Here is a 19,232-nt window from a genome sequence, read left to right as displayed (position 1 = left end):
GTATTCCTTACAAATTAAGGTGCTACGGAATGCATCTGCTGTAATGTATCGGGTTGATTAGCACCGATAGTAAATATCCTATCCATCCGGGTTAATTTGAACATTCCGTGGATATTATTATTCAGTGAGCAAATAGCCAGTTCACCTTTCCCATTTAAGGTCTTCAACAACGAAACCAGAGCACCTAAACAACTACTGTCGATGAAATCTACCCGACTAAAATCCAATAAAATATTTTTGGCTCCCTGAGCGATCATTGCTTGTATATCTTCCTTAAATTTCAGGGAAACTGATGCATCGAGTCGCCTGATCAAGGGGGTTATCACCAATACATTGTCAATTGTCTGAGTTTCAAAGTTCATTTTTTCTTCCTTACAATGCTGCCAGGAGAGGGGAATTGTTATTGCGTTCGATCACCAGTAACGAGATATCATCACTAAATACAGAACGCCCATTCTGAATATCACTTTGATGTTCATCTTTTTGTACCGGATGCCAGTATTTCAGTGCCTGCTGTACTTGCCCAAAAACAGTTTGCACACAGTCACGTTGACTTGCGGCCAGTAAGTCTTGTAATCGTCGTTCTCCAAATAGCTCTTGCTCAGGGTTTTCACACTCAACAATGCCATCGGTGAATAAATAGAGCCGATCACCCGAAGCAAGAGTGAACGCAGTGTCCTGATAGTCCATCGAATCAATAAGTCCAACCGGTGCACCACCGTCACCAATAGGGGTAATCTGACCTGAACTACTGACAATAAAGGGGGTCGGATGCCCAGCTTGGCAAAGCACCCCACCCGCTGTTTGAACATCGATAACGCCATAAATAAGAGTGAAATAGCTGGCTATATCATCATTCTCTATACAAAAACGGCGATTAAGTTCGCTCACAACTTTGTGTGGCGGGGTAATTAGATAACCAGAGGGAGTATCTGCCAGTGAAATCAGTAAGTTATCTACCGTGCGCCCATTAAGAAATTGGCGTGCAACTGACAGTGAGAGCATCGCCGCAGCCACGCCATGCCCTGCAACATCAATACTATAAAAACCAATGTGTTGATTTCCCAGTTGGAAAAAACTTAACAAGTCACCCGAAACATACGCGGAGGGTATAAACATCCATTCGGCTTGAAAACCACTCACCATTAGCTTTTCTGCTGGCAAAACACTACGTTGCAATTTTGCCGCAGCCTGCAAGTCATCTTCTATTTGTTGGTAGGCTTGGGACAGTTTCTGATTACGGGCATCGAGGGTTGCCTCTAGCATTAATATCCGTTCACCTGCATGTAATCGGGCGCGTAGCTCACTTTGATTTATCGGCTTTGACAGAAAATCATCGGCGCCCGCATCTAATCCTGCGATCAAATCCTCGACGGATTGCCGCACGGTTATCAATACTAAGTAAATATACCTATCGGAATAATGTTTACGGATAGTAGTACAGAGTTTCAACCCATCCATAACTGGCATTTCCCAGTCACTGATCACCATATTGATGGCATTATTATCAAGGATAGCCAAAGCATCTTGGCCATTTTCTGCTTCAAAAACAGTAAATTGCCAATTTTTTAGTAGATTAACCAGTAAAAAGCGATAACTTGCTGAATCATCAACAACAAGAATAGATGTCACACCAGTAGCGGAAGGATGTGGTTGCATAAGTTACCCAAGAGCTTCGTGTAAACATAATTTATCAAACATCATCGTCGATAGAGGATGCTCAACGTCCCTGAACCTTTCATACCCACAAAAACATTATGCTCACTTAACTATTAATAGCGTAATTAAGCGTAGCACAGATTCTTACACCTCCAATTTATAGGGGTAATGTCCAACTGAGATTTATTGTCCCACTACGAAAATTAGCATTTGCATTCTGCCGCCACGGGTAGCGAGTCCCGGTGTAATTGCCATAAAAAAGCGACCAGGACCCCGGAGCGTAGCCAGACGTATAGCCAAAACTATAGGTATAATCATAATTCCAAGGTTGCTGCTGATTCTTGTTAGGGTAATAAAACGCGGACAAACGCAAAAAATAGTGTTGTTGTAAGGTATAGCCACAACTCCCTAAAAAACTGTTCTTATTTTCTTTGATAGTTGATGAAGCGTCAGAGTAATAACGAGGCACATAGCTATAGCCAACTTGACAAATCAGTGAGTCATCTTTGTTAATCAATAATGCAGACTCCACCGTCTTGGGTAAGGTAAATTTATAGCCCAAAGTCCAAGAGCCTTGTTCAAACCGTGTTCTTTGAGCACCTGTCGTAGGGAAGAAACTATTATTATCGTTGTAATTACCATAAACCAAACTAAAAGTACCCGGATGCCAATCGTCATAACCAAAACTATAAACAAAATCGGTACTGTATTTACTGGTATTTTGTAATGGAACCCGAACCGTCATATTGGCAAAAAGATAACTTATTGGGGAATACTGCACACTAAAAAGCCCCCGCTGATTTAGTTTATATACTTCCTCCGAGCTATATTTCCCTGTAGGCACATTAACCATCTTTTTTTTAAGTGGCGAACTATAGGTTAATGCCGTTGAAAATGTGTTCTCATCACCAGAAAAAAGGCGTGACCAAGGGCTGGTAAATAATTTAACAGCTGGTGGATTAGTCGTTTCACTCGCAGTCACCAGCGGGCAGAAAAAGAGTCCACTAAGTAATACCGTGAGTGATTTGTAATGTTTCACTTAAGGTTGTCCTCCCTCCAAATATCCTTGCTGTATCCACGAATAGTCCTGTCGCTGGAAAACTCTCCCATGCCACTTATCGTGTTTAATGCTCGCTTGTGCCAACTGTAAGTATCGCTATAATCGGTCAATGCTTGATATTGTGCGTAACAATAACTATCAAAATCAGCCAAATGGAAATAGTGGTCACCGTGACTCACCAACATATGAAATATCGGTGAAAACAGGTTCTTATCGGCATGAAAAGCACCTGAAATAAGTGAATCAACAGTTTCTTTAAGTTCTGTATTAGATAAATACTCATCATATGATGACCGTCCTTTAGCTCTTTGCTCAGCAATTTGCTCCGCAGATAAACCAAAAACATAGAAATTCTCATGACCCACAGCATCTCTAATTTCAATATTAGCGCCATCTAGCGTTCCGATAGTTAAAGCACCATTCATCGCCAGCTTCATATTGCTGGTACCCGATGCTTCAGTACCCGCAGTAGATATCTGCTCTGATAAGTCAGCGGCTGGAATAATATTTTCCGCTAGCGAGACTTTATAGTCTTCTAAAAAAACCACTTTTAGTTGCTCATTGACTCTAGGATCATTGTTCACTTTAAGAGCAACTTGATTAATTAACTGGATGATCAATTTGGCCATGGCATAACCCGGTGCAGCTTTGCCCGAGAATATATGGACTTTCGGCGAAATAGTTCCTCTTCCATTCAGCATTTTCTGGTAAAGGTTTATCACATAGAGGATGTTGAGTAATTGCCGTTTATACTCATGAATTCGTTTAATCTGACAGTCGAACATAGCTTCGGGATTGATAATTATTCCTTGCTGACGCGTAATTATCTGACTTAATTTTAATTTATTAAATTTTTTAATTTCAGCCAGTTCGGCAATAATGTCACGTTCGTTCGCTAACGATTTAAGTTTAGTCAAAAGAGTCAGGTCGGTAACCCATTCATGGCCTAAGTGACAATCCAGAAAAGTCGATAACCGGGGATTAGCCTGCTGAATCCAGCGACGGGGTGTAACACCGTTGGTTTGATTAGTGAACTTCTCTGGCATTAAATGATAAAAATCGGGTACAAGATTCGATTTAATTAATTCCGAATGAAGTTTAGCCACTCCATTCACTTTGTGACTACCAATAATAGCAAGGTAGGCCATGCGAACTTTCTTTTCAGGCGTCTCTTCAATCAAAGACATTGATGCTAATAAATCTGCACGTTCAGGACGCCATCTATGTATTTCCAGTAAGAAACGGCGGTTGATTTCATAAATAATTTGTAGATGTCGAGGCAGCAACAACTCGAATAAATTAACTGACCACTTCTCTAACGCCTCTGGCATTAAAGTATGATTGGTGTAGGCGCAAACCCGTTGTGTCAAATCCCAAGCGATATCCCAATCAACAGTATGTTCATCTACCAATATTCTCATTAGCTCAACAATAGCTAGGGCCGGGTGGGTATCATTAAGTTGAATGGCTACAAAATCCGGCAACTGGTTAATATCACTGGAAAGTATGAAGAAATCATGCATTACATCACGTAATGTACAAGCCACCAGAAAATACTCTTGTGTTAAGCGTAATTCCTTCCCTGCCAACACTTCATCGGAGGGATAAAGCACTTTAGAGATATTTTCCGATGCTATTTTTTGATTAACAGCATTCAGATAATCACCATGATTAAAGATATGAATATCAAATGAATCTGAAGCGCAAGCACTATATAAACGCAACGAGTTTACGGTATGATTAATATAACCTGAGACCAGATAGTCGTGAGGCACACCAATAATTATTTTCCAATCCATCCACATTGGATTGTAATTTCCTTGCTGGTCCTCTATTTCGACTATGCGCCCATACAGCGGAATTATCATTGCCTGACTTTGATGTTCTATTAGCCAGGGTGAGTGTGCAGAGTGCCAATCATCAGGCTTCTCTATTTGTTGTCCATCCTGAATTTGTTGGTGAAACAAGCCATATTCGTATTTTATACCGTGACCAGAGCCAGCAATATCCAAGGTTGCCATTGAATCAATGAAACATGCAGCCAGGCGCCCCAACCCCCCATTACCTAATGCTGCATCTTCTTCACTTTTTACAATAACTTCAAAATCTACCCCAAGAGATTCTAATGCGGCTTTAGCTATCTCCATTATCCCTTGATTTATTAAGTTATTCCGCAGAGATTGACCAATTAAAAACTCCATAGAAATATAATAGATACGTTTTTTTCTTGCCTGGTGATGTCGTTCCCGAGTGTTAAAATAATCATCAGTTTGGTTGCGTCGCACGACCAGTGCTAATGCACTAAAAATGTCACTGGATGATGCTGTTGATAGTATCACTCCGAGAGAATATTTCAGTTCATAAAGTATGCTATTACGTAGCTTGCTAATCTGATTCTTATCTGAAGTCGATGGAGTATTTTTCATTTCTAGCCTATTTATAAGATTGAGTCAAAAAAATACAAATCAGTTAGGAATAAATCTCCTACCGACATCATATTTTGCTAATAGCCATAACATCATTAAGGCACAGAGATGAACCAATGTATTTAGCAACCATGCCCGATGCCATAAACCAAAATCAACTACCTGACTAACCAATAAGACCACATACACGTGGATAATAAAAACATACAAAGAATGTTGGCCTAATGTTATTAAAAACCAACCACACACCTTATTTATTGGTTTCCAAAAATAACTTAACACCAAATAACATGTTGTTAGCAGACTAAAATCATTAATAATACGCAGTGGACCTAATGCATTCTTTTCAGCAAAGTTCAGATAGAACCAATTGAAATTTTTCGTATTTATGATATGGAGCATCGTGTTATAGGGCATAAATGGATTGGTATGATTCTGTGCAATAAACATCATTACTAATGTAAATAATACAACAACTGACAAACTCCAGAATCCAGCCTGAGTATGGGCTAAAGAAAGCAACTCTTCTTTGTACCAACCAATCGTCATCCCCAAGACATAAATAAATTGCCAAGCCAAAAATGGAAAAGCAAACTCAAATTCCGCTGATGTAACTCGTATCCCGGTAATATGGTAGATAATATATAATGCCAGAGATAACAGCAGCAATACACCTACCCATCGGCGTTGCAATAAATAGATAAAAATAGGACTGGCCAACAGCAGATAGAAATATAGCCCCAAAATCTGGTTCTGATGAGGCCCGATTTGTAAGTAGAGCACCATGTTAAACCAAGATTCTTTTAGCTGGTCGTAAAGTGGATATAACGTATAACTTACGTTTGAAAAGCGATCGGTAAAATGGGTTACTTCGAAAGTGTTTATGAACGTCAGTTTAGTTAGAAGTAAAATACTAAGGATGATCACTATATTAACCACATATATTTTTGCTGCTCGTCGATATAGTGCATAGCTTATAGTTAGCAGAACTTCTTTTTTTAAACGCTGGCGATTGATTACACCCAACATAAATCCCGAGAGAATAACGAACCCTTCCGCGCCGGTTGTCAGGCCAAAACGCTCCCAAGTAAAGATATTCAATAGCGACATCACTTCAATGTGGGCTACAACCATCATCACCAAAGCAATGCCCCGCAGCAGATCAATCCTTAAATCACGCTTATCTGATGATATATAACGAAACGATTTTGCCCAAGAAAGTATTGTCCTACATTTATCTTCAAGTACAGAAAATGCGTGAATCATCCAATCACCCGCAAAAATTACTTGCCAATAAAAAGGGGTAGTATTTATTTATCAGCCTAACCCTATTTCCTTTTGAAAGCATTAACGCCCTTTAACTGTAGAACAATCCGGCAATTATGGTTAATAATGAGAATAATTTATGAGTAATGGGATACGTAAAAAATAACCCCTCAAATGGGTGCCACTTTCGAAGATTTCCCAACACCTTCTTCTTTAAGCTGTCGCACTCACCTTCAGGCTAAGTTATTTGCCGAAGGTGCGGACCAAATTCTACAGTCATGAGAACTATCTTTTAGTTGTATCCAGGAGTCATGTCTTTATTGGCTGCCTGGTAAAAGATACTCAATGGACCCGCTATTTAGTGTATTCATGAATACTGCTCATAGTGCTTATCCTGCTACCTGCAATTATCTTTTTGCATAAATCCGTTAACATGCTTTCACCTCTTAATATTCAGATAGATGATCATGACCAACTCACAGACACGATCGCAACTAGCTGCCGGAAAAACCAGCGGCCTTACACTTGTTTTAATTCTCAGTGCGTTAATGGCTATCACATCCTTATCAACCGATATCTATTTACCTACCATGCCAGTCATAGCAATAGATTTGCAGGGCGATGTGGAATTGACTATACCGACTTTTGTCTTGCCCAACTGATTTTAGGGTCAATTAGTGACCACTTTGGTCGACGCCTGCCGGCATGATATTGTTCGTTATAGGCTCGGTGGGCTGCGCATTATCGACTGATATTGTGCAAATCGTTTTCTGGCGTGTCTTTCAGGCTTTGGGAGCATGCACATGCCCCATGCTGGCACGGGCAATGATACGCGATCTGTTTAGTCGTACTCGTGCAGCACAGATGCTTTCTACCCTGATGATCATTATGGCTATTGCGCCCATTGCCGGGCCACTGGTCGGCGGAAAAATGATTAGCATCACCTCCTGGCACGCCATTTTCTGGTTGCTGGCAATTATCGGTGCATTGATGCTGGTTTCTCTATTCTGGTTTGCAGAAACCTTACCTGCAGAAAAACGAGTTAAAGCATCTTTGTCCGGCGCTTTTGGTAACATTCATAAATTCAGCTGCACACAAAAGATAATAATGGTGCTGAATAACTAGATTAATTCACTCCAGTTTAAATTTATAATTAAAAACATTTTTTCATTCCCATCTTATTAAGATTATCAATTACACATCTAACAATGATTCAGTTTTATTTAACTATCACACACTAAACGCATTGAGCATTGTATCCGTAACCTGAAATAAGAATAGATATAAAACTGTGGCTGAGATAATTGCGACGAAAAAATAGCAGCAAGTTACCCCCTCAGTTACTATGGTTAACTCAACCGCTATCAATATAAAGATAGCGCCCCAATAAATCCGAAACACCACGCCACCAAAACCATAATAAAAAACATAACAGCATGAAAAATAACAAGTAAAAATTAAAAAGCAAACATCTTACATTTACAATAAGTCGCACTGCACTTAATAAATAAATTAAATCAATTTAGGGAAATTTCCTACAACACCCCTATCGCCCTCCTATATTCGTAATTAGTGGGGTGAGTTATATTGTGCTGATTAAAAGGTCAACATTGTTAATTTAACATTTTAAACAATCCTACTCAGTTCTAAACCAACACCCTTGTGGATAGACCAGATTATCAGGTCTACGCATCTAATCAGAGTAATACTATGAATAAAGTATTTAAAGTCATTTGGAATAGTGCCTTAGGCCGCTATGACGTTGCATCTGAAATCTCTAAATCAGGAAAAAAAACTAAGTCACTTTGCTCGGGAACTGTCGATACAACTTTAGGTTTAACGACCCCCTCTCGCCTGAGCCAAATTGCCATCACCTTGATGTTCACATTAGGGGCGAGTTCTGTCTTTGCCGCAGATATTAGCGTACCGGTATTTACGCCTGATGTAGAATTTGAACAGACCTTCACAGGGACTGGCAATACCTTAGTAGGCAGTTTTAGCAATATCGCTAAGGGCGATATTGGTTTTAAAAACAGTAAACTGGGTGATATTCCCCCGGGGAACTTCCTCTATGGTGCTGAGAATCTGATCAGTAAAAACATTTTCAACTTAGGTGAGATGGTTACTGAAACTTTCCTTGACCCGAAAGGCACTGGCGCATTAATTACTATTAATGTGTATAGCAGTACTGCGATGTCAATTAAACCGCTTGCCGATTTTGTGGTACCTGTTTCTTATGCGGTTGGTGAAAATGGCCAGTATGTGAATCGCAACTTATTCCATGTGCAGGATAGCAGTGATCTGACCGTGGCTGTCGGTAGCACGGCCGCAGGTTGGGTTAATGACAGCAATAACTATTTTAACGCCATTCTTAAAGGCAGCCTGAAAAGTGAAGCGGCGACAACAACTTCTTCAGGATTCTATGTTGACTCTACTACATCGGCCCAGAATACAGTCTTAAATTATAACGCCAAAACTGTAGTCAACCTGGGTAATAACAATAATAACATTCGCGATAGTAGTACCGCGGTGGCCAATTCGGTGCTTGATGACTTCGTCGGTACCTTCACCAGTCCCTATTTAGGGGCCCAAAATGTTCAAAATTTTGCTGATTTCCAAAAATACAACAATGACTTGATTGCAGGTATTAAAAGTGGTGCGATCGTGCTGGACAGCAAAGGTTATCAAGCCGAGCTGGCGCGGGCCTATTTCACTAACGGTTCCAATACTTCACCAAAAGTCACCCCGATCTATCTTGATATGGGGATTGATGCTAATGATGCCGTAAATCACATTGTCGATTCTGACCGTGTTGCCTTTATTCATGGTGATGGTCAGCATGCCATTGTGAATATTGGTGCTGATGCCAATATTCAGGCGTTCAATACGGATATTTCACTGGTGCGGCTGGAAGACGGTGCAACCCTGAATAACGCCGGGACTTTGGGGTCAACTTCTGCAACAGTTCGTGGTACCAATATTATTTTTGCCACTGACAGTACGGTTATTATTGACACTACTGGGGTACTGGATGCAGGGACTAATCCTGAGATGCTGGACTTCAAGCCCACACCTACCTCAACATTGCCGTTGTACATAGCTAACGGCAGTCATACCGCTATTTTAGCTAATGGAGCTTCGTCAGTTACCAACAATGGTGTGATTAATACCGCTTCTCGTGGGGCAAGCGCTTATACTCGCGCGGCGGTGATCGATGGCAACTCATCCTTCGTCAATAACGGCGCGATCAATATTGCTTCAACTATCGATTTGTCTCCTGCAGCAGGTTATTTGAATGAGGGGGTGAGTGTTCAGAAAGGCTCTACCTTTGAAAATAACGGTACCGTCTATGTGGGCCGTCAATCACAACGTTCGTTAACTGACGTGGTCACTGACCTGGCCATTAAGACTCAGTCTTATGCCGTTAGATTACTGCAAGATACCGTTAACTTGAGCAATATCGCCACCTTTACCAATAGTGCGACCGGTAAAATCGTGATTGGCAGCAAAACTGAAAACTCTACAGCTATTGCTGCACAAGGAGCGAGAACAGTAGTCAATCAAAACGGCACTATTGAGCTCAACGGTGCTGGTGCTGTATCTGGACAAAATGCAGGACAGAATATCGGTATCTCTTCCAGCGCTAACGCCACGAATATCTTCAATAATGGTGATATCGTTATAAATGGTATCAATACCGTCGGTATTAAAGTACTGACCAACAGTTCAGCCACTAACGCCGGTAACGTTTATGTAAATAACGGGCTTGATGCTGCCACTAAACTGGCGAACTACGGTATTCAGGCGGTTGGTGCGGGCGCGGTGGCTAATCTCTCTGGTGAGGTAAAGCTGGCGGGCGATGGGGCTATCGGGGTGGTTGCTGAAGATAAAGGTACCATTAATGTCTCCGGTACCGGCCAGGTTGAGTTTGTCTCCGGCACCAAACAGGTGGGCTACCTGATTTACGGTACCGGCTCTAGCGTCAATAACATTGCCACGGGTGATGAAACGGTTTCAACCGAAGGCTCTACACTGTATCGCGTTGATAAGGGTGCCAGCTTTATCGGGACCACTGCCTCAACCATGAATGCCACCGGTAAAGATTCTTCTCTTATTCAAGTCACCGGTGTTGGCAGTACATTTAACTCCGGCGCGTTAGATATGGTCCTGTCTGGCGAGGGCTCTACTGGGGTAAAAGTCGAGGGTGGCGCCAGCGGCACCATCACAGCAGATGCCAGCCTAGAATTGAGCGGTGATGGGGCTACTGCCGGGATCGTCGATGGCAACTACTACGGCCTGGATGGTATTGCCACCGGTGCTACCGGAAAATCTGTCTTAACCAGTTCGGCGGTATTGACTACCGGTAACACCGCATCTGGTGCCTATGGCTATATCGCCCGTAATGGCGGTGAGCTTATCCACAATGGCTCCATTGATTTTACACAAGCAGGCAGTACTGGCGTGCTGGTAGACGGCGGGATTCTGACCAACCAAAACCTCATCACAGTCAATGGGACTGCGGTCAATATTCAGGGCGCTAACTCTACCGTGAATAACAGCGGTACCGTTAACGCAACCGACGGCACCGCCGCTTATCTGTTGGGTGCGGGTGCGAGCCTGACCTTATCCGGTAACGGTGAAACCAAAGCGGGCGGCACTGCCCATGGCGTACTGCTTGATACCGGTGCCACAGCACTGACCGTGGATGGCGCAACCATCACCATGACGGCGGGCGGCACAGGTAATGCGATTGAAAACAAAGCGGAAATTACCGGCATTCAGTTAAAAAACACCTCGCTGACGGTGGGTAATGGTGCAGGTATTCGTACCGGTGCCTCCCTGGCGGCAACCAACTCTGGCACGATCAATGTCAACGGCAGCGGTACCGGTATTCTGTTTGCCAACACCGGCGACACCATCACCGATAATACGCTGGACATGTCCGACTCGGCCGGTCTGGTGATTAACGTCAATTCAGCCGCGGGCAAAGGGATTGTCACCAACTCCCGTCAGGATCTGAAAACCGGTGCCAGCGTAAACGTCAATGATGCCGCAGGCGGTGCAGCCCTGATTGTCAAAGGCACTACCGGCCGTGTCGAGCAGTCCGGTAACCTGATATCAACATCACTCACCAGCCCGGTGGTGGACATCAATAACGGTTATGTCACCAGCTTCGTCAACAGCGGTACCATTCAAGCCAACAGCGCCACGCAGCAGGCTGTCGTAACCAATACTGGGACGGGTCTGGCATTTACCAACGCCACGGGTGGCACAATTGTTGGCAAGGTGGATCTGTTAGCGGGCAACAACACCGTGACCCTGATGCAAGGCAGTAAAGGCACTGACTTCACCACCGGCAGCGGCGATGATGCCTTCATTCTGAAAGGGCTGACATTAGCCGATACCGGCGTGTTCAGCTCACTGAACGGCGGTACCGGCAGCGATACGCTGACGCTGGACAGTTCGCTGTATACCCTGAGTGATGCTGATGCCATCCAGAATATGGAATACATCAACCTGATCAATAACTCAACGCTGACACTGGACAATGTGCTGCTGGCGCTGGGTGACAGTCAGGATGACAATGCCAACACCGGTTTTAATCTGGGTGACGGCAGTCTGTTGCAGGTTAATAACCTGAATGCCGTGAGCTTTAACAGCAAGTTGAACGGCCTCGGCACGATGGCCGTTAATACCGCCGGTAATGCCTTTGATTTTACGGCCAATGCGGCACAGAACGCCTTTAACGGGGTACTGGCATTAGGTCACGCCACCTTTGAACTGGCGGCGGATAACACCGCAGCATTAGTGAATGCCACCCTGAAACTGGGCGCGGACAGTATCACCACCGTCGGTGACGGTGTGCAAACTATCGGTGGGTTGGCCTTTGACGGCGGTACGGTGAAATTTAACACCGGCACTCCGGGTGAGACGGTGGCGAAAAGCACTATCCATACCACCAAAGAGATGAACCTACTGGGCACCGGGACGGTGGTGGTGGACATCGACAGCGTCGACAACAGCCAGACGCCGGTCAATCCTGTGCTGCCCATCATGGAGCAGGATGACGCCAATACCTTGCTGCAACTGGCGGTGAGTGATGTGGCCGTGCAAGGCAATGGCGGCAATCTGGTGCTGAAAGACCAGAATGGTAATGTCATTACCGATGCCACCACGGCCGATATTGCACAGAATGGCACCACGGTCGCCAAAGGCACTTACGATTATCGCCTGAGCAGCGGTACGGGTAACGACGGTTTGTATATCGGTTACGGCCTGACCGAAGTTGAACTGCTGGGCAGCGGTGCAGATGCACTGGCGCTGTATGCCACCAATAAAACCGGTCCTGCGGCGGATTTGAGTGCCAAAGTGACGGGCAGTGGTGAGTTGGCGATTGATACCGGTGCAGGAAATACGGTAACACTGTCCAATCTGGACAATGATTACACCGGTTCTACCGATGTACGCAGCGGTACCTTACAGATGCTGAATGATAATGTGTTGGGGAATACCTCGCTGTTATCACTGGCAGCAGATACCGCCTTTGACATGAAGGGTCACAGCCAAACCGTGGGCGAACTGAACAGTACTGCGGGCTCAACGGTTGATCTCAATGGTGGCAGCTTAACCTTGAGTCAGGGCGGTGTGTCTGAGGGTGAACTGACCGGCAGTGGCGCGCTGACAATTGCCGCCAATGTGCTGAGCGTTAAGGGTGCCAATACTGGCCTGAGCGCGGTGACTAATATTGCCAGTGGCGCACAAGCGTTACTGAACAATGCAGCGGGTCTGGGCGATGGCAATATCGTTAACGCCGGTCTGCTGACACTGAAAGGGGCTGCGGGCCAGTTAGCAAATGCTATCAGTGATGCTGGCAGTGTGGTGCTGGAAGATAGCAGCGACATCACATTGAGCGGTGATAACAGCCTGTTCAGTGGCCTGTTTGCTATCACGAACGGCAGCCAGTTAACTGCTTCTCAGGCAGAACATCTGGGGACGGCGGCGGTCACCAACGACGGCGCATTGGTGCTCAATAGTGCGAGTGACTGGTTGCTGGCCAACAGCATTAGCGGCAGTGGCAGCCTGACTAAAAACGGCAACGGTACGCTGTCATTGACTCAAACGGCGGCCTATACCGGCCAGACAGATATCAATGCGGGTGGCCTGATGTTAGGCAGCAGTGCTGACCCCATGACGCTGGCAAGCCAGCAGGTGAATATAGCCAGCGGTGCCTTTATGGGCGGTTTTGGTGGCGTAGCGGGCGCGGTTGATAACCAGGGCGTGCTGTTTGTGGGCAACCCAACGGCACCGGTGGTACCGGCGATGGGCCGTCTGGCCCCGGCCAGTAACATCTTTACCGTTGGTACTGATTTAACCAACAGTGGCACGGTATTTATCGGTAACAAAACCAGTGACGGTACGGGCACCACCGGTAACCAATTAGTGGTCAACGGCAACTATATTGGCAACAACGGTCTGCTGCACTTCAACACCGCGCTGGGCGACGACAGCTCGGCCACCGACAGCATGATTGTGAACGGCAACACCAGCGGCACCACCAATGTTAGTGTGGATAATGCGGGCGGTACGGGCGCTAAAACCTTAAACGGTATTGAGCTCATTCAGGTGAATGGTCAATCCGACGGTGAGTTTGTGAACCCTGGCCGTATCGTAGCGGGTGCATATGATTACTCACTCGTACGTGGGGTGGGTTCAAACGCCAGTAACTGGTATTTGACCAGCCTGAGCAATTTGCCGATTGATCCAGAAAATCCGGTCGACCCGGAAAACCCGGCGGGTCCAGGCGAGGAAACTAAACGTCCTGAAGCCGGCAGCTACACCGCGAACCTGGCCGCAGCCAACACTATGTTTGTGACGCGTCTGCACGATCGTTTGGGTGAAACACAGTATATCGACGCCCTGACTGGCGAGCAGAAAGTGACCAGCATGTGGCTGCGTAACGAAGGCGGACATAACCGTTCACGTGACACCAGTGGTCAGTTGAAAACCCAAAGCAACCGCTATGTGATGCAATTGGGTGGCGATATCGCCCAGTGGAGCAACGATGGTCTGGACCGTTTACACCTGGGTGTGATGGCCGGTTACGGTAATAGCAAGAGCGACACCCACGCGAAATCGGGCTATAAGTCGAGTGGTTCGGTTGATGGTTACACCGCCGGGGTGTACAGCACCTGGTATGCCAACGACGAAGACAAGTCGGGCTTGTATGTTGACGGTTGGGCGCAGTACAGCTGGTTTAACAATAGCGTGCAGGGCGACGGTCTGGCGACGGAAGAGTATAAATCGAAAGGGATCACCGCGTCGGTCGAGAGCGGCTACACCTTTAAGATCGGCGAGAATAAGTCTAAGAACGAAACGTACTTTATCCAGCCGAAAGCCCAAATCACCTGGATGGGTGTGAAGGCTGACGAGCACCGTGAAGCAAACGGTACTCAGGTGAGTGGTCAAGGCGACGGTAATATCCAGACCCGTCTGGGGCTGCGTTCTTATATGAAAGGCCACCACGAAAGTGATAATGGCAAGGATCGCGAGTTCCAACCGTTTGTGGAAGCCAACTGGATCCACAACACCAAAGATTTTGGCACCAATATGAACGCCGTTGAAGTGAAACAAGCTGGCGCGAAGAATATCGGTGAACTGAAAGTGGGTGTTGAGGGGCAATTGAACAAGCAACTGAATGTCTGGGGTAACGTCGGCCAGCAATTGGGCGACAAAGGTTACAGCGATACTGCAGTGATGTTAGGGGTGAAATACAACTTCTAATCGTTATTAGCTCTCATCAATAACGGTGCTTCGGCACCGTTATTGATCTCCGAACAATTTAATAAAATCTTATTCTGAATAACTAAAAATTGCAGAGCAGATCAGAAGCCGCCATCGATATCCGTCACACCAATCAGCTTATGATTGACAAACTCCTTCAGTCCGAGACCAATCAGCTCGCGGCCATAGCCTGAGCGGCGCACACCGCCAAATGGCAGGTCAGCCTTCACCGCAGTCGGATGGTTGATGTAGACCATGCCGGTAGACATTTGAGCTGCAACCTTGCGGCCCCGTTCGATGTCTTGAGTGAACACCGAACCGCCAAGGCCGAAAGGCGAGTCATTCGCAATCTCGATAGCTTCCGCTTCATCTTTGGCTTTAAAGACCAGCGATACCGGGCCAAAGAATTCCCAGTAATACGCCGGGTTATCCTTAGTCAGGCCGGTGAGCAACACCGGCTGCACGAAGGCGCCCTGCGACGGCACCTCAGCACCAATCACGGTCAGGGTCGCGCCGTGGCCGACAGCTTCCTTCACCTGTTTACGCACATCGTCGGCCGCACCCTGTGAGGACAGCGGCGCCAGAGTCGTGGCAGGGTCCAGCGGATCGCCGGCCTTGAGTTGGGCAACGCCAGCTGTGTACTTATCAAGGAAAGCGTCGTAGATAGCCTCGACCACGATAATACGCTTGGACGAGCAGCACACCTGGCCGGCATTCCAGTGGCGGCCAAACACCGCCCACTTAGCGGCCTTGTCCAGATCAGCATCTTCCAACACCACAAAGGCGTCAGCACCACCCAGCTCCATCGTTGACTTCTTCAATGCCTTACCGGCCTGTGCTGCAACCACAGCGCCAGCGTCCTCCGAACCCGTTAGCGCAACTCCATGTACACGCGGATCGTTAATGATGGTTTCGAGTTGCTCACGGCTAGCGTAGAGGTTTTTGAATCCGCCTACCGGCAGGCCGGCTTCAAGCATTAGCTTCTCAAACACATCGGCGGATTGCGGTACGTTAGACGCATGCTTGAGTATCACGACATTCCCGGCCGCTAACTGCGGCGCGATGATTCGAGCTATCTGGTAGTAAGGAAAATTCCACGGTTCGATAGCCAGGATGATGCCTAGAGGCTCATGCACCAGCCACGCTTCGGTTACCGCAGGGTCTTTAGAATGCAGCTTCTCCGGCGCCAGTTGCTGCTGCGCATTCTCGACGTAGTACTCAAAGATAGCCGCCGACAGTTCAACCTCCGCTTCGGCCTCTCCCAGTAGCTTACCCATCTCCAGTGTCAACAACTTGGCGTATTCGGTATGCTTGGCTCGGAGCAAGTCGGCCGCCTTTTGCAGCACGGCAACACGATCGGCGATTGTAGTATTTTTCCATTGCTTGAATGCCCCATCGCCTTGATCCAGAGCAAGAGCAACATCGGCAGTAGTGGCGTCAGAAAACGTCTTGATCGTTTCGCCGGTGTAGGGATTGGTTGTTGCGTAGGCCATCTTTCGTTCCTTGGTTGCATGCAGGGACCGTTCGCGAACGAACAGCCTATAAAAGAAAGTCCGACTCAGGATCGTCACCGACTAAAACCAGAGCGTTCCCGAGAGAGGAAACGTCATTCGGACGGCAGTGATATCACTCAACAATTAGATGATGAACGTAATGCAAATAAAAAACGGCATCGTAGAAGAGTGTATTCGCTCCATGGCGATTCAGACACTTTTATCCGATTAAAATATGTGATTCTCTTAGCGCTATTTATAACTCCAGGTTCAGTCCCTGAGAGAGGAACAACACAAAAGTCTTCGTCGCGCCATAAATTGATATACCGAATTCCGGTGCCAGACCGACGATCGGACCCATTATTCATACTGGAGGTCATCTTGATTTTATGATGCTTGGAGCTCGTTCAAGCTGGCTAAGGTCGCATTCAAGTTCAACATTGGCCTTCGGTATCCAAATGCCCACGGTAAATCCACCCCACGCTTGAATACGAAGTTGTGCGTGACGTCCTCTGAAGGAAACTTTGATAATCGATGGAAAAAATGTCGGATGGAGGGAAAACCAGACAAAGCAGCACTTACAACGCTAAATTGTTCAAATAATAGGCTAACTTGTCGGTAACGCAAGATTACGCTGTCATTAATCCACAATTTATTGATGGGTTTATTCTAATAAAATGTGTCGCCTAACAATAATAACAATAGCCCCCCAAAATCATCATCTAAGCGTCAAAGAGGATTCACTTGCACAAATAGATTATGCATGTCATATATAATAGATGTTGGTCATCATAAATAATTGTTGGGATGGGGAATCAATATGAAATACACCACTTTTGGTCGTAATAGCGGCCTACGGGTTTCCGAACTGGCACTGGGTACCGGTAACTTTGGTACTGCCTGGGGATATGGCTCGGAAAAAGAGGAAGCAAAACAGGTATTTGACCGCTATGCCGAGGCCGGGGGTAATTTCATCGACACCGCAGATACTTACCAATTCGGTCAATCTGAACAGATCGTAGGAGAGTTTATTGCTGCGGAACGTGATCGTTTTGTGGTCGCAACAAAATATACGCTGGGAGCACAACCGGATGCGGGGATTGCTCAAACCGGAAACAGCCGCCGCAATATGATTGCTTCCGTGGAAAGCAGCCTTAAACGGCTTAACACCGACCGCATTGATTTATTGTGGGCCCATTTTGATGACCAGTTAACGCCTCTTGAAGAAATTGTGCGCGCTTTTGACGACCTGACTCGTGCAGGCAAAATACAGTATGCAGGGCTTTCCAATTTCCCGGCATGGCGCATTGCACGGGCAGATACCTTGGCAGAATTACGCGGCTGGTCACGTATTGCCGGTATTCAGGTAGAGTACAGTTTGGTACAGCGAACGGCTGAACGTGAACTACTGCCGATGGCCGAAGCACTCGGCTTAGCAGCCACACTGTGGTCACCTCTGGGGGGAGGATTGCTGACAGGAAAATATCGTCAAAGCGATGAAGGTCGTCTACTTGGTTTTGCGGGCCGATTGGTGCATACCGAGCAAGATACTGCGCTACTCGATGAAGTTATCGCAATAGCACAGGAACACCACGTGCAACCATTACATATTGCTGTTGCCTGGTTGCGCCATAAAGCCGCAAACTCCCCTACCAGCCTAATCCCTATTTTAGGCTCCCGTACCCAAGCCCAACTGGATGACACACTGGCAGCATTAGATGTGATATTGAGTGATGAACAAGTGGCACGTCTTGATAAGGTCAGCGCCATTACTCTGGGAACGCCACACGAACAAATCGCCAACACTCTGGCACGGGCGCAGGGCGGCGATAGTACGCGTATCATCGCCCCCCGACCACCGCGGGCATGAATCAAGGTCTGTATTGATGAGAGGCAACATCTATTGATGTGCTAGCATGGCATACTTTATGATGCTGCCTGTTCAATCAGGAGAAATGTATGGCCCGAGTATCAAAGCAACAGATGGCACTCAATCGCGAGTCAATCGTACAGACCTCTTCACAACTCCTCCGTGCCCGGGGTTTGAATGGTGTCAGCGTCAACGATTTAATGGCTGCGGTCGGATTGACTCATGGCGGGTTCTATGGACACTTTACCTCTAAAGATGAATTGGCGGCTATCGCCAGTCGCAAAGCGCTCGACGATTCCAGCACCCGTTGGCAGCAAATCAGCAGCCAGCCCGAGCATCATAATCTGCGCACGTTAGTCGAACTTTATCTCTCAACCACCCACCGTGACCATGCAGAAGATGGCTGTGCAATTACTGCGCTAGCCAGCGATGTGGCACGTGAGAATGATGAGAATCCGGTGCGAGAGGTTTATCTCAGTGGCGTGAGATCCCTGCTAGACAGATTAATGTCTGTTTCTGATATAGAAAATGAAGAACAACGCAGGCAACACGCGCTGGCACAGCTTGCTATGTTGTCCGGTGCATTAACACTGGCGCGCGCCACCGCCGGGGATAAGTTGTCGGATGAATTTCTTGAAGCAGCCAAAAAAGCCTTATTGACTGAAGAAAAGTAATGT

At 46.4% G+C, this 19,232-nt stretch carries 9 protein-coding genes and 3 pseudogenes; 4 read left to right on the top strand and 8 right to left on the bottom strand.

What is annotated here, in order from left to right:
- Window positions 1-14 precede the first annotated feature (14 nt).
- The 5 genes from Q2T72_RS08295 to opgC all read right to left on the bottom strand — a co-directional run bounded on the left by Q2T72_RS08295 (window position 15) and on the right by opgC (window position 6,411).
- On the bottom strand, window positions 15-362 hold the full coding sequence (locus tag Q2T72_RS08295) for an STAS domain-containing protein (protein WP_083159236.1): 348 nt from the start codon (window positions 360-362) through the stop codon (window positions 15-17).
- A 10-nt stretch (window positions 363-372) separates the two neighbouring features.
- Window positions 373-1,659: a PP2C family protein-serine/threonine phosphatase gene (locus tag Q2T72_RS08290; RefSeq protein ID WP_083159237.1), complete on the bottom strand. Its 1,287-nt coding sequence runs from the start codon at window positions 1,657-1,659 to the stop codon at window positions 373-375.
- Window positions 1,660-1,816: 157 nt separating this feature from the next.
- Entirely contained in the window at window positions 1,817-2,641 is an 825-nt protein-coding gene (locus tag Q2T72_RS08285) for a hypothetical protein (RefSeq protein WP_372569872.1), read from the bottom strand.
- Window positions 2,642-2,694: 53 nt separating this feature from the next.
- On the bottom strand, window positions 2,695-5,145 hold the full coding sequence (locus tag Q2T72_RS08280) for a glycogen/starch/alpha-glucan phosphorylase (protein WP_372568944.1): 2,451 nt from the start codon (window positions 5,143-5,145) through the stop codon (window positions 2,695-2,697).
- 39 nt (window positions 5,146-5,184) lie between these two features.
- Window positions 5,185-6,411 (bottom strand): OpgC domain-containing protein, encoded by a 1,227-nt coding sequence (gene opgC / locus Q2T72_RS08275; protein WP_372568943.1) that lies wholly within the window; start codon window positions 6,409-6,411, stop codon window positions 5,185-5,187.
- 467 nt (window positions 6,412-6,878) lie between these two features.
- Between opgC and Q2T72_RS08270 the strand changes: the two are divergent.
- Window positions 6,879-7,491, top strand: a pseudogene (locus Q2T72_RS08270) (MFS transporter); the annotation flags it as partial.
- Between the two features lie 630 nt (window positions 7,492-8,121).
- Window positions 8,122-15,192 carry an autotransporter outer membrane beta-barrel domain-containing protein gene (locus Q2T72_RS08265; protein WP_372568942.1) on the top strand — a complete coding sequence of 2,357 codons (7,071 nt, stop codon included), beginning with the start codon at window positions 8,122-8,124 and terminating at the stop codon, window positions 15,190-15,192.
- Window positions 15,193-15,293: 101 nt separating this feature from the next.
- Here Q2T72_RS08265 and Q2T72_RS08260 read toward each other — a convergent pair whose 3' ends face one another.
- The 3 genes and pseudogenes from Q2T72_RS08260 to Q2T72_RS08250 all read right to left on the bottom strand — a co-directional run.
- Window positions 15,294-16,685: an NAD-dependent succinate-semialdehyde dehydrogenase gene (locus Q2T72_RS08260; RefSeq protein WP_372568941.1), complete on the bottom strand. Its 1,392-nt coding sequence runs from the start codon at window positions 16,683-16,685 to the stop codon at window positions 15,294-15,296.
- A gap of 259 nt (window positions 16,686-16,944) precedes the next feature.
- Window positions 16,945-17,037: pseudogene (locus Q2T72_RS08255) on the bottom strand (SDR family oxidoreductase); the annotation flags it as partial.
- Window positions 17,038-17,061: 24 nt separating this feature from the next.
- Window positions 17,062-17,244 (bottom strand): annotated as a pseudogene (locus tag Q2T72_RS08250) (pYEATS domain-containing protein); the annotation flags it as partial.
- Between the two features lie 261 nt (window positions 17,245-17,505).
- On the opposite strand from Q2T72_RS08250, the gene Q2T72_RS08245 reads away from it, so the two are divergent.
- Window positions 17,506-18,555 carry an aldo/keto reductase gene (locus tag Q2T72_RS08245; protein WP_083159242.1) on the top strand — a complete coding sequence of 350 codons (1,050 nt, stop codon included), beginning with the start codon at window positions 17,506-17,508 and terminating at the stop codon, window positions 18,553-18,555.
- An 89-nt stretch (window positions 18,556-18,644) separates the two neighbouring features.
- The gene (locus Q2T72_RS08240) at window positions 18,645-19,229 is read left to right on the top strand and encodes a TetR/AcrR family transcriptional regulator (RefSeq protein WP_372568940.1); all 585 of its coding nucleotides are present in this window, start codon (window positions 18,645-18,647) and stop codon (window positions 19,227-19,229) included.
- The last annotated feature ends 3 nt before the right edge of the window (window positions 19,230-19,232 follow it).

Origin of the sequence: Yersinia sp. 2466 StPb PI (assembly GCF_041538325.1) — a bacterium.
In the GTDB taxonomy this organism is placed as follows: domain Bacteria; phylum Pseudomonadota; class Gammaproteobacteria; order Enterobacterales; family Enterobacteriaceae; genus Yersinia; species Yersinia enterocolitica_E.
The sequence above is the reverse complement of the archived record's forward strand: the minus strand, read 5'-3'. Positions and strand labels throughout refer to the sequence as shown.